General features: G+C 62.6%; 14 protein-coding genes. 10 read left to right on the plus strand and 4 right to left on the minus strand.

Annotated features, from left to right (window positions below; all coding sequences use genetic code 11):
- Position 1: 1 nt before the first annotated feature.
- The gene (locus AC0GUR_RS17540) at positions 2-619 is read right to left on the minus strand and encodes a helix-turn-helix domain-containing protein (protein ID WP_472878790.1); all 618 of its coding nucleotides are present in this window, start codon (positions 617-619) and stop codon (positions 2-4) included.
- 324 nt (positions 620-943) lie between these two features.
- On the opposite strand from AC0GUR_RS17540, the gene ispG reads away from it, so the two are divergent.
- The 8 genes from ispG (at position 944) to AC0GUR_RS17580 (ending at position 6,931) form a co-directional block, all read left to right on the plus strand.
- Positions 944-2,200, plus strand: a complete 1,257-nt coding sequence (gene ispG / locus AC0GUR_RS17545; RefSeq protein WP_472878791.1) for a flavodoxin-dependent (E)-4-hydroxy-3-methylbut-2-enyl-diphosphate synthase — start codon at positions 944-946, stop codon at positions 2,198-2,200.
- An 8-nt stretch (positions 2,201-2,208) separates the two neighbouring features.
- Entirely contained in the window at positions 2,209-2,898 is a 690-nt protein-coding gene (locus AC0GUR_RS17550; RefSeq protein ID WP_472878792.1) for a class I SAM-dependent methyltransferase, read from the plus strand.
- The gene (locus AC0GUR_RS17555; RefSeq protein ID WP_472878793.1) at positions 2,895-3,188 is read left to right on the plus strand and encodes a DUF1905 domain-containing protein; all 294 of its coding nucleotides are present in this window, start codon (positions 2,895-2,897) and stop codon (positions 3,186-3,188) included. Before AC0GUR_RS17550 ends, AC0GUR_RS17555 begins: the two co-directional genes overlap by 4 nt.
- Before the next feature lie 111 nt (positions 3,189-3,299).
- Positions 3,300-4,118 carry an HD-GYP domain-containing protein gene (locus AC0GUR_RS17560; RefSeq protein ID WP_472878794.1) on the plus strand — a complete coding sequence of 273 codons (819 nt, stop codon included), beginning with the start codon at positions 3,300-3,302 and terminating at the stop codon, positions 4,116-4,118.
- Positions 4,119-4,162: 44 nt separating this feature from the next.
- Positions 4,163-4,603: a DUF350 domain-containing protein gene (locus AC0GUR_RS17565; RefSeq protein WP_472878795.1), complete on the plus strand. Its 441-nt coding sequence runs from the start codon at positions 4,163-4,165 to the stop codon at positions 4,601-4,603.
- Between the two features lie 6 nt (positions 4,604-4,609).
- The gene (locus tag AC0GUR_RS17570) at positions 4,610-5,086 is read left to right on the plus strand and encodes a hypothetical protein (protein WP_472878796.1); all 477 of its coding nucleotides are present in this window, start codon (positions 4,610-4,612) and stop codon (positions 5,084-5,086) included.
- Positions 5,086-6,195: a glutathionylspermidine synthase family protein gene (locus AC0GUR_RS17575; protein WP_472878797.1), complete on the plus strand. Its 1,110-nt coding sequence runs from the start codon at positions 5,086-5,088 to the stop codon at positions 6,193-6,195. The genes AC0GUR_RS17570 and AC0GUR_RS17575 overlap by 1 nt, the downstream gene beginning before the upstream one ends.
- A gap of 64 nt (positions 6,196-6,259) precedes the next feature.
- Positions 6,260-6,931 (plus strand): MarC family NAAT transporter, encoded by a 672-nt coding sequence (locus AC0GUR_RS17580; protein ID WP_472878798.1) that lies wholly within the window; start codon positions 6,260-6,262, stop codon positions 6,929-6,931.
- A gap of 49 nt (positions 6,932-6,980) precedes the next feature.
- Here the strand turns inward: AC0GUR_RS17580 and AC0GUR_RS17585 are convergent, their stop codons facing one another.
- The gene (locus AC0GUR_RS17585) at positions 6,981-7,949 is read right to left on the minus strand and encodes a GlxA family transcriptional regulator (protein WP_472878799.1); all 969 of its coding nucleotides are present in this window, start codon (positions 7,947-7,949) and stop codon (positions 6,981-6,983) included.
- A gap of 114 nt (positions 7,950-8,063) precedes the next feature.
- Between AC0GUR_RS17585 and AC0GUR_RS17590 the strand changes: the two genes are divergently transcribed.
- Positions 8,064-8,702, plus strand: coding sequence for a cysteine hydrolase family protein (locus tag AC0GUR_RS17590; protein ID WP_472878800.1), 639 nt, complete (start codon positions 8,064-8,066; stop codon positions 8,700-8,702).
- Here the strand turns inward: AC0GUR_RS17590 and aat are convergent.
- Positions 8,688-9,419 (minus strand): leucyl/phenylalanyl-tRNA--protein transferase, encoded by a 732-nt coding sequence (aat, locus tag AC0GUR_RS17595; RefSeq protein WP_472878801.1) that lies wholly within the window; start codon positions 9,417-9,419, stop codon positions 8,688-8,690. The genes AC0GUR_RS17590 and aat overlap by 15 nt on opposite strands.
- Before the next feature lie 100 nt (positions 9,420-9,519).
- Here aat and AC0GUR_RS17600 point away from each other — a divergent pair, with 100 nt between their 5' ends.
- Entirely contained in the window at positions 9,520-10,935 is a 1,416-nt protein-coding gene (locus AC0GUR_RS17600) for a serine hydrolase domain-containing protein (RefSeq protein WP_472878802.1), read from the plus strand.
- Between the two features lie 10 nt (positions 10,936-10,945).
- On the opposite strand, the gene AC0GUR_RS17605 is transcribed toward AC0GUR_RS17600, so the two are convergent.
- Entirely contained in the window at positions 10,946-12,088 is a 1,143-nt protein-coding gene (locus tag AC0GUR_RS17605; protein ID WP_472878803.1) for a GNAT family N-acetyltransferase, read from the minus strand.
- Positions 12,089-12,131 lie beyond the last annotated feature (43 nt).

Below are 12,131 nucleotides of genomic sequence, written 5' to 3' on the forward strand. Positions count from 1 at the left end.
TTCAGTGCACTAGCAGCGACTGACCGAGTTCGCGCAGAGCGTCCAGGTCCTTGATGTAGAGGCCATGGCGATCGAGTGCGATCATTTCGCGCTGCTTGAAGCGACCCAGCAGCCGGCTCACGGTTTCCGTGGTCAGGCGCAGGTGGTTGCCGATATCGGCGCGCGACATCGGTAGCGGCAGGTAATCGGCGGACAGACCAAGCGTGGCACGCCGGTCACGCAGATCGACCAGGAAAGCGGCGAAGCGCTCTTCCGCGAGATAATTGCCGCCCGTCAGCTGCAGGCGCGAGATGCGCTGGCTTGCTGCCTGAACCAGGTGCCAGGGAATTTCGGGCTGCTCAGTGGCCACCTGCTTCACCGCGGAGAACGGAAAGCGGCAGAACTGCGTTTTGCCCAAGGCGACCACGGCGTTTTCGTGCACTTCACGATCGATGGCGTCCAGGCCAATCATCTCGCCGGGCAGATGGAATGCCACCACCTGCTCGCGACCGGCGATATCCACCGCCACCGTCTTGGCCATGCCGGACTGCACCGAATAGACGGCGCGGAAAGGTGACATGGGGCGATAGAGATACTCCCCGGTGCGCAGCGGCCCGATGCGTTCAGCAATATGACGCATCCCGGAAAGCTCCGGGCGGTCATAGCCGCTGGCCTGGCAGACAGACGCGTGTCCACAGCCGGCACATGAGGGGGAGGGTGACATGCGATGAGCGCCTTCCTGGCGAAGAAGTGTCGAGAGCATGGTACGTGAGGCCTCCTTAGCCTTTGCTCGTTATTCCACGTCGCCCATGATCCTCGCTTGCGGGCCTGGAATGGCTACGCTGCGCGGTTTTGCCGCATAGTTCTAAGGTGCAGAAAGCTTGCTAGGGCAGCGCTGGCCATTCGGTTATCCTTCTCCAGTTGGCTCCGCCGCCGGCGGGCACTGATTTGCGAAAAATCGTCCATGAGCGACTCGAATTCCGCCCCGCGTAACGCCCAGCCTCTGCCGCGCCGTCCAAGCGTGGGTGTCAAGATCGGCAAGATCACCGTCGGTGGTGGTTCGCCCATCGTCGTGCAGTCGATGACCAACACGGACACCGAGAACCCGGCCAGCACCGCCAAGCAGATCGCGGAACTGGCGCGCGCCGGCTCGGAGCTGGTGCGCATTACGGTGAACACGCCGGCTGCCGCCGCAGCGGTGCCTCGCATACGCGACAAGCTGGCCATGATGGGCGTGGATGTGCCGATCATTGGCGACTTCCACTACAACGGCCACCAGTTGCTGGAAGCTGAGCCTGCCTGCGCCGAGGCGCTGGCGAAGTACCGCATCAATCCGGGCAACGTTGGCTTCGGCAAGAAGAAAGACAGCCAGTTCGCCTCTATCATCGACATGGCTTTGCGTTACGAGAAGCCGGTGCGCATCGGTGCCAATTGGGGTTCGCTGGACCAGAGCATGGTTGCCACCCTGATGGATGAAAACCACAGTCGCGCCGAACCGTGGGATGCCGCGCATGTGGCACGCGAAGCCCTGATTCGTTCCGCACTCGATTCGGCCCATCGCGCTGAAGAGATCGGTTTGCCGCGCGATCGCATCATTCTTTCCTGCAAGGTGTCCGGTGTGCAGGAATTGATTGCGGTGTATCGCGATATCGCGACGCGCTGTGACTACGCGCTGCATCTGGGGCTTACTGAGGCCGGCATGGGCTCCAAGGGCATCACGGCCTCGTCGGCTGCCTTGGCCGTACTGCTTCAGGAAGGCATTGGCGACACCATCCGCATTTCGCTCACACCTGAGCCGGGTGCGTCGCGTACCGGCGAAGTGATCGTGGCGCAGGAGCTGCTGCAGACCATGGGCTTGCGTGCGTTCACGCCACTGGTTACGGCATGCCCCGGTTGCGGCCGCACCACCAGCGAGTTCTTCCAGGAACTGGCGCGCACGGTGCAGGCGCATGTGCGCGAGCAGATGCCCTTGTGGCGCGTGAAATACGACGGCGTGGAGAACCTCACGCTCGCCGTGATGGGCTGCGTGGTGAACGGGCCGGGCGAATCCAAGCACGCCAATATCGGCATCTCGTTGCCGGGTAATGGCGAAGCGCCGTCTGCACCGGTCTTTATCGATGGCGAGAAAGCCATGACCTTGCGTGGCGACAATATCGCCAATGAGTTCATCGGCATTCTCGACAACTACGTGGCCAACAAATACGTCAGCCGCGCCGGCTGAGCATCCGTATGACGCCAGGCTCGGGTGAATCGCTGATTCTCGATGCCTGGCAAGCCAACGCGCAGGCATGGGAACGCGCCGTGCGCGGTGGACGTATCGAGAGCCGCAAGCTGGTCACCGATCAGGCCATCATCGATGCCGTGCTGGCGCGAGCGCCGCGCACGGTCATCGATCTGGGTTGCGGCGAGGGCTGGCTGGCGCGGCCGCTGGCCAGCGCTGGCGTTCGGGTGACCGGCGTCGACGCGATACCTGCGCTGGTCGATGCGGCGCAGACTCAGGGCGGCGGCACGTTCAGGGTCATGTCGTACGCTGAAGTGGCAGCGGGCGCGCTGCAAGAGCGTGCCGATGCGGTGGTGTGCAATTTTTCGCTGCTCGGCGAATCGTCCGTCGACCAGCTGCTGGCTGCCGTGCCTGACTTGCTTGAGGCTGACGGTGTGTTGCTAGTGCAGACGCTACATCCGTTGACTGCTGGCATGGCGCCGTATCGCGATGGCTGGCGCGAAGGCTCATGGGCGGGCTGCGGCGAGGGCTTTGGCGAGCCTGCTCCGTGGTATTTCCGCACTTTGGGCAGTTGGGTGACGGCCTTCGAGACTGCCGGCTTGCAGCTGAACAGCATGATTGAGCCTCTGCACCCTCACACAGGACACCCCGCCTCCGTTATCTTCTTAGCCGGGGTCCGTGAGCGGAGTGGGGCATGAACAGACATCGTGCCGTAGCGTTTCGCACCACCATCCAAGGTACTCAGCGGCCATGGCAACTGCCATTGCCGTTTGATCCGGTAACTCAGTGGTCCACTCCGGCACGACCGCTGTGGAAATGCGGTCATGGACATAGAGTACGCGGCAGCCTCAATGGCCAGGATTTTCGTGGTGCCGTCGTCGAGCGTGCGGGTGTGTTCTGGTTGGTGCTGGAAGAATCGTTGGCGGCGGTGGCTGGACTGAACGAAGGCCAGCCTGTGGATGTGCTGATCGAGCCCGAAGACGCTTAAGGCTCGCCAGCGTGCGCTAGTAGCCCTTACGCCACGCCCTTCTGAGGGTATGCTCCAGGTGTTGTTCAGTCCGCAGGTGACAAAACTGGGGTCTGCGGCGGGGGAGATTGGGTGACGTTCAAGCCACAAGTTCGCATTGCCGCTATCTACATGATGCTGGCGTGGGTGTGGGTGTTCTTTTCAGATCGCCTGCTGTTTTCGCTTGGCTACGATTCGCACACGCTGAGCTGGCTCCACACCGCCAAGGGCAGCTTCTACGTGCTGTGCACCGGCCTGCTGCTGTACTGGCTGATCGGCCGCGATGTACGCCGACTGGATCGCCTCAACCACATGCTGCTCAACGGTAATGAGCAATCGTTGCGTGCGTTGGTGTCGGCCATGGATGTGCGCCACAAAGAGACCCGTGACCACTCCGAGCGCGTCATGCGCATGACGGTCGCGCTGGCGCGTCATGCCGGCCTCGAAGGTGACGCGTTGCGCCACGTCCGCTTTGGCGCGCTCTTGCATGATGTCGGCAAGTTGGCACTACCCGATGCCATTCTGATCAAGCCCGGTCCGCTGACGGCGGAGGAAACGGAGCTGATGCGTACCCATCCCTTGTTGGGTCGGGACCTGCTGATGCGTACCGCTTTTCTGCGCCCCGCCATCGATATTCCCTATGCCCATCACGAGCGCTGGGACGGCACGGGCTACCCGCGTGGCTTGAGCGGCGAGGATATTCCCATGGCGGCGCGCATCTTCAGCGTAGTCGATGTATGGGATGCACTGAGTTTTCCGCGTGTCTACAAGCACGCGTGGCCGGAACACGAGGTGCTGGACTATCTGCGCAATGCAGCAGGCGGGCAGCTTGATCCGCAGATCGTTGCTTTGTTTCTGGAGCACTACGACGCGCTGAAAGCTATCGGCGTCGATGGCATGGAGCCAGACTGACCGCCTTCGCTGGGCGGCATCAATCGCCGTTACGCTACACTGCGATGGCGCCTGTAGCAGGCGCCTCGACAGGGGACAACACCGTGTGGCCGGACTTTTCGACGCTGCCAGCGTTCGTGGCGTATTTTGGGCTTGGCGTTCTGTTTCTTGCCGTGTTTTGCACGGTGCATGTCTGGCTGACGCCGCAGCGTGAAATGTTGTTGATCCGCCACGGCAATCTAGCGGCGGCCATCAGTCTTGCCGGTGCCTTGATCGGTTTTGTGGCGCCCCTGGCCAGTGCCATGGCGCACAGCGTCAGTCTCGCCGACCTCGCACTTTGGGGTGTGGTAGCGATGGTGGTGCAGTGGCTTGCTCATCTGGCCATGCGCCCGCTTATCCATGATCTTGCCGGGCAGATTGAGCGGGACAATCGCGCCGTCGCGGTATTCGCCGCAGCAGTAGCGATAGGCGTTGGCCTGATCAATGCCGCGGCGATGACGTGGTAGTTCGCCATGAATCCGCCGCGTAAGTCCATGGGTCCCGTAACGTCGCGCCATGCCGGTGCTGCGCCTCACCGTGACGCGCAGTTCAGCTCTTCAGCTTTGCGGCCGCAGAAACGCTCGATGGCGGTGCCGTTGATCGCGCTGGGTAGTGCGGCCATCGTGGGGCTGTCGGTATTCGGTCGGGGCCAGGATGTGCAGCGCAATCGCTACGATTCGCTGGAAGACTGCGTGCACGACTACTCCACTGGCCAGTGCGAAATCGACAACAAAGTCGGGTCGACGGGTCACGGTGGCCTGTATTACTTCGGCCCGTGGTACCGCAGCGATGCACGGGGCGGCGCCGCTGACCCGGGCCCGGGCCGCACCATGGGTTCGGTAGCGCGGAGCGTGCCGACAGGCGGTTTTGCCGGTGGGCCCCAGTCGGTGGAGTTGGGGTCGCGCGGCGGCTTCGGTTCGACCGGCCGCGTGTCTGCACGAGGCAGCTGATGCGCCGCGAATCATGCACGCCGCGCGTCGACTGGCGGGCTCGACTCGAATCGTTGGGCTTTGCATTTCACACCATTGATGGGCAGCCCTACTGGCGGGAAGACGTACGTTACGTCTTCGAGGCTCGCGAAATCGACGAGATCGAAGCCGCCACCAACGAACTGCACGCGCTGTGCCTGGAAGCGGTAGACCGCATCGTGCGTGCCGGGCGGTATGCGGAGCTTGGCCTCGACGCTCGTGCCGCCACCCTGGTTGAGCGCAGTTGGTGGGATCGTGAGCCGGCGCTCTATGGGCGCATGGATCTGGTCTATGACGGCAGTGCGCCGCCGCGCCTGCTTGAATACAACGCGGATACGCCTACTGCGTTGTTCGAAGCCTCCGTAGCGCAGTGGTACTGGCTGCAGGACACCGCGCCCGGGCTGGATCAGTTCAACGCCATCCACGAAGCGCTGGTCGAGCGGTGGAAGGTGTGGCCCAAGGCATCGCACGTGCACTTCGCCGCCTGTTATGACAGCACCGAAGATGGCGTGACGACGGATTATCTGCTCGACACCTGCATGCAAGCTGGTCACCGCACCACGGCCCTGAATATCGAACAGGTGGGTTGGTCGGGTCGCGACTTCATCGACATGGACAATGCGCCCATCGAGCGGATGTTCAAGCTCTATCCCTGGGAATGGATGCTCGCCGAGCCGTTTGCCGACCACTTGCCCGACGTGCGGCTGCGCTGGATCGAACCGGCGTGGAAGATGCTGCTGTCGAACAAGGCCATCCTGCCCCTGCTGTGGGAGTTCTTCCCGGGGCATCCCAATCTGCTGCCGGCCAGCCGTCGGCGCGAGGCGATCGAGGGCGTGGCTGTGCGCAAGCCGTGCTGGGGCAGGGAAGGTGCGGGTGTCATCGTGCTCGAACGCGGCGATGCCGGCCCGTTCACCGATGAACCTTGCATCTATCAGGCGTTCGCACCGCTGCCCGTTTTTGACGGCCGCCATGCGCTGGTCGGTTCGTGGGTGGTGGGCCATGCCGCCGTGGGCATCGGCATGCGCGAGGATGATGATCGCATCACGCGCAACACCAGCTGTTTCGTGCCGCATCTGTTCCAGTCGGTGTAGGTACGCTTTCCTGCGGACATCTCTGGCGGTAGGCTGTTACCGGTCCATCCCACATGGGAAGCCCATGCACGCATTCCTCGATTACGTTGCCTTTGGGTTGTTGGGCCTGCTGCCCATCGCCAATCCCATCACCAGCGCCACGGTGTTGCTGGCACTAACCGGGCGTTATCCCGAGGCGGAACGCAACCGCCAGATCAATCGCGCCACGCTTTATGTGCTGATTGTCTTGCTGGTCTGCTTCTACGCAGGCACTGCGGTGATCAGTGGATTCGGCATTTCCATTCCGGGCCTGCGCGTGGCGGGCGGCCTGATCGTGGCGTACATCGGCTTTGGCATGCTGTTTCCCCCGGCACGAGGGAAGGAGGACGAAGTGCAGGCGGAAATGGCTTCGCACGAGCCCACCGCCAAGTTGCAGGACATTTCATTCATACCGCTCACCATGCCGTGCACCACGGGGCCAGGCACCATTGCTTTCATCATCAGCGCGTCCGCCGGCATACCGGACGGGCGGCTGACGCTGATGGTGCACATGGTGGTGCTGACGACGACTCTGCTGTTTGCGTTGGTGTTCTGGTTGTGTATGCGCGGCGCTACCAAGATCATGCGTTTTCTTGGCGAGACGGGCATCGATGCACTTTCGCGTTTGATGGGCTTTCTGCTGGTGTGCATCGGCGTGCAGTTCGTCATCAACGGCGTGCACGAGTTGCTGAAGGGCTGGGGCTTCCTCGTGTCGTAAGGATTGCAGCGCTCGAGCAGGCATCACGAAACGCACGCACCTCCGTAACTTAGCTTGCCTCAACTCGCGCCGTATTGAAGCTGCGGCGATAGTTGGTCGGCGAGGTGCGATACGTGCGCTGGAAATGCTGGCGCAGCGTCACCGGTGAGCCCAGGCCGATGCTTTGCGCGATGCGTTCAAGCGGCATGCTGGTCGTCTCCAGCAGGCGCTGGGCCTGACTCAGTCGTTGGGTGAGCAACCAGTCGCCAAAACTGCTGCCGGTGAGTTGGCGGAAATGTCGGGTGAAACTGCGCCGGCTCATGGCCAGCTTGGCCGCCATGTCGTCGAGGTTGTGATCTTCGTGCAGGTGTCGCTGCACATTCTCCAGCAGGCGTGCCAGTCGTCGGTCCGCAGGCATGTCGGGCAGCGGCTGCTCGATGAACTGCGCTTGCCCGCCGCGACGCAGCGGCGACACCACCATGCGACGTGCAATGCGGTTGGCGATCTCGCTACCCAGCAGTTGTCGTACCAGGTGCAGGCAGCAGTCGATGCCGGCTGCCGCGCCGGCCGAGGTGACGATGGGGCCTTCATCGACATAGAGCACATCGGCGTCGACTTCGACCTTGGGGAATCGCTCCATCAATTCCTGCGTCCAGCCCCAGTGCGTGGCTGCACGGCGGTTGTCGAGCAGGCCAGCATAGGCAAGCACGAAGGCGCCCAGGCACAACCCGACGATGCGCGTGCCGCGCCGTGCTGCGCGTTGCAGCGCCGCCAGCAACGGTGCGGGTGGTGCCTCGGCCGGGTCGCGCCACGACGGCACCACGATCAGGTCGGCACGGGACAGCTCTTCCAACCCGTAAGGCGTGCTGATGGCGAAGCCGGCTGAGGTGTTGATCTGCGGCCCTTCGGCCGAGCACACACGTAGCCGAAACGGCGAGGGCTGCACCGCCGAGGGGTACTGAAACACCGCGCAGGGTACGGACAAATGGAAGGGCAGGATGCCCTCGAAGGCGACCACGACCACTCGAATGGTTTGCATGGTGCTGTTTCCGGTGTGGCCCGATTGCATCGAATGTTGTCCTTCGGGCCACTCGTGCGCAAGTGCCGTGGCGCGCACCATTTGCCTACCTTTTCACCCGTCAGGAGCCGTGCCATGTCCCACCAGCCCCGCCGCGCGCTTATCGTCATCGATGTGCAGAACGAGTACTTCACCGGCAACCTGCAGATCGAATACCCGTCGCCGTCGCAGTCCCTGGCTAACATTGGCCGCGTGATGGATGCCGCCACGACTGCCGGCGTGCCGGTGATCGTGATTCAGCAGCATTCGCCGGCGGATGCCCCTGCCTTTGCGCAGGGAAGCGAAGGCTGGCTGGTGCACGAAACGGTGGAGAAGCGTCATCGCGATGCGTTCTTCCAGAAACCGCTGCCAAGTGCGTTCAGCGAAACCGGCCTGGCTGATTGGTTGAAAACACACGACATCGATACACTCACCGTGGTGGGCTATATGACTCACAACTGCAACGACACCACCATCAAGCACGCCTTCGATCGCGGCATGCAGGTGGAGTTTGTGCACGATGCGTCGGGCTCGGTCTCTTATGCCAATCGCGCAGGCTATGCAAGCGCTGAAGAGATCCATCGCGTGTTCAGTGTGGTGGAGCAATCGCGCTTTGCAGCGGTGATGAGCACAAACGAATGGCTGCACGTGCTCGCCACCGGCGAAACGCCGGTGCGCGAGACCATTCTCGACTCCTACCGCGCCGCCAAACAGCGCCGCTCAGCTGCCGCGTAAGCCTGGCAGTTGAGCCAGCTCGGTGAACCTGGCCCAGCTGCCGGGTTGACCGGGCAGGTGCGCCAGCTGGGACACCATGCGCAGAAACTCGGTGCGGGGATACTCCCTGGCGCCGAGTTTCAGTAAATGGGCGTTGGTGACCTGGGCATCGATCAGCGGGAAATCCCATTGGCGCAGCAGCTGGGCGAGAGCGGTCAGCGCGACTCGCGAGCCGCCACTTTCCAGGCTGAACATGGATTCCCCGCAAAACAGGCGCCCCACGGCAATGCCGTAGATGCCGCCAATCAGCCGGTCGCCTTCCCACACCTCAACGCTGTGGGCGTGTCCCATGTCGAACAGGTGGGTATACGCACCTACCATGGCCGGCACGATCCATGTGCCCGCCTGGCCGGGACGTGGCGCGGCACAGGCTTCCACGACATCGCGAAACGCCTGGTCCACCGTGACCCGCCATGACACCTCGCTCAGTCGTCGCCGCAGGCTGCGGTTGATCTTGATCGAGTCGGTGTGAAAGACGCAGCGAGGGTCGGGCGACCACCACAGCAGCGGCTCGTCCTCGTTGAACCAGGGAAAGATGCCTTGCGCGTACGCGGCAAGCAGTCGCTTGGGCGAGAGGTCGCCGCCGAAGGCCAGCAGGCCGTTCGGGTCGTTCAATGCCTTGCGCGGATCGGGAAAATGCTCCGGCTTGGCCGAGTCGAGCAAGGGCAGTCGAATCATCGCGAGCGAGTGCGGATTTCCAGGGGAGGGAGGGCGCCGTGGGACACATGCTAATGGTATGTCGCTGTGATTAGGATGGCCCACCCCTTTGAAGCCTCGGATGACCATGCGCCATTTCGCCTTGGTATTGTCGCTGCTGGCATTCCCTTTGGCGTCGCCCGCTGCGGGCGCCCTTGATCCAGCCATCGCCAAGCACATCGACGCCGACGCTGGCGCCTTGTTGCTGCGCACGGGCACGCCCGGCGCGGTGGTTGCGGTCTATAAGGATGGGCGGCTGCTGTACAGCCAGAGTTACGGCTATCGAGATCAGGAGCATCGCCTCCCGGCCAGTCTGAATACCTGGTACGAAATCGGCTCCATTACCAAGCAATTCACGGCGGCCGCCATCCTGCAATTGCAGGAGGCTGGCAAGCTCAGCATCGACGATACGGTTGCAACGTATCTGCCCGATGCGCCCCACGCCAAAGAAGTGACTTTGCGGCAGCTGATGTCACACACCAGTGGCCTGCCCGAGTATCTCGACGGGCCGGATGTCGAAACCGTGGCGGTGAAGCCCGCTACCTTCGGTCAGCTGTTGGCACGCGTGCGCGACAAGCCACTCGAGTTCTCGCCGGGTAGCCAGTGGTCGTACTGCAACACAGGGTATTTGCTGCTCGGACGCATCATCGAGGTCGTTTCACGCGAGTCGTATGGGCAATACGTCAAAGCGCATCTGCTCGCCCCCGCAGGGATGACCCACACGTACACCGTGGCCGATGAGGGGCATCTGTCGGATATGGCGGTGGGCTATCGACATGTGGACGGGCGATTTGAGCGCGCACCGACCATTCACGACACGGTGGGTTGGTCCGCGGGGAATCTGGTATCCACTATTGCCGATCTGCAGCGCTGGAACGAAGCGCTGACCCATGGTCGGATCATCAACGCTGCAGACTATGCGCTGATGAGTACATCAGTGATGACCACCAGCAAGGGCAGCGCTCAGTACGGCCTTGGGCTTTTCGTCGACGAGGTGGAAGGGCAGCCGCGTGTCGGTCATACCGGCGGCTCGTTCGGTTTCACGACGGCGAACGAATACTTTCCAGTCCAGGGTGTGCGCATCATCGCTTTCACCAATAACGGCGACAACCCGGAGCCGGGTGAGATGCTGACCACGGCTATCTTCGATCGCCTGTATCCCGAGCTGGCGGCCAGCGAAAGGCGGCCTGCCGGGAATGAGGACACCAAAGCGACCGCAGTGGCCAGGGACATGTTCGCTCAACTACAAAAGGGCGACGAGGACTTGTCGCAGCTTGGCCCGAAATTGCAGGAAAAAATGAAGCATGGCCTTTCCGATCGACTGGCTAAGCGATTTTCACCCTTCGGTGCGCCGACTGCCTTCATCTTCAAGGGAAAGCGCGCTGACAGTGGTGTGAACTGGAGCGACTATCTGATCGAATTCGGTCCAGGCAGTGTGCTCAAGTTTGGGCTGGGGCTCGATGACGCTGGCAAAGTGGTCAGCCTGTCGTTCGGCTGACACGTTCCGATCATTGGCCGGGAGCGTGTGCGTAGGGGCTATGGCGATGCAACTCACGCGCGTAGTCGTCCATGGCTTCGGCCTCCTGAGCCAACGCGGCTCGCACGGCGCTACGAAAGTCGTGGTTCACCAGGTAATGGCGCGAGTGGGTACGCACCGGCAGAAAGCCCCGGGCCAGTTTGTGTTCGCCTTGTGCGCCGGGCTCGAATCGCTGAAGGCCACGACGGATGGCGTGCTCGATACCCTGGTAGTAGCACAGCTCGAAATGCAGGCCGGGTATGTGCATGGCTTCGCCCCAGTAGCGGCCATACAAGGTGTCGCGGCTCTGCAGGAAAAGCGCCATGGCCACCATGTCGCCGTTATGCCGCGCCACGGCAACCTGCACGTTGTCACCGAGGGTTTCGCCCAGCGTGAGAAAGAGCTCGCGCGTCAACGCGGCGTGATTACCCTTCGCATCGAACGTCGATTCGTACAGCGCATGGATACGCCGCCAATCCTGCCCATGGAGTGAGCTGCCACCACGCATCTCGATAGCCAGCCCGCTGTCGGCGACATGAGCGCGTTCGTGGCGGATGTTCTTCCGCTTCTTGTGATTGAGGGTGCCAAGGAACTGCGTGAAGTCGGTGTAGCCGTCATTGCGCCAATGGAACTGCACGTCCGAGCGGCTAAGCCAGTGATGGTCGAACGCGGCCAGTTCATCGTCGCGCAGAAAGTTGGCGTGTACCGAGGACCATTGCATGCGCTCGGCAAGTGCACGCATTGCAGAGACCAGTGCCGCTTGTCGTGCAGGCGCGCGAATGCCCGTGCCGGCCAGCAGGCGTGGCCCGGGTACCGGCGAGAAGGGCACGGCGTTGAGCAGCTTGGGGTAGTAGTCGCCGCCTGCACGTTCCCAGGCGCTGGCCCAACTCCAGTCGAACACGAACTCGCCGTGGGAGTTGCCCTTGAGGTAGAGCGGTGCCGCGGCGATCAGCTGCGCGTTCTCATAGAGACCGAGATGATGCGCCTGCCAACCCCAGTCGGGGCGAATGCAGCCGGTGCGTTCAAGCGCAGCGAGGAAGGCGTGCGAAACGAACGGATTGTCGTCGGGCCGCAGCGCATCCCACGCCGGGGCGGGGATGCGTTCGATGCTGTCGTGGAAGCGGGCTTCGATCACGTCAATCCAAAGTGCTTACGCGAGGACGCAGTGTCGTCGCCTA

The organism is Dyella sp. PARNA 12/25, from assembly GCF_055702865.1.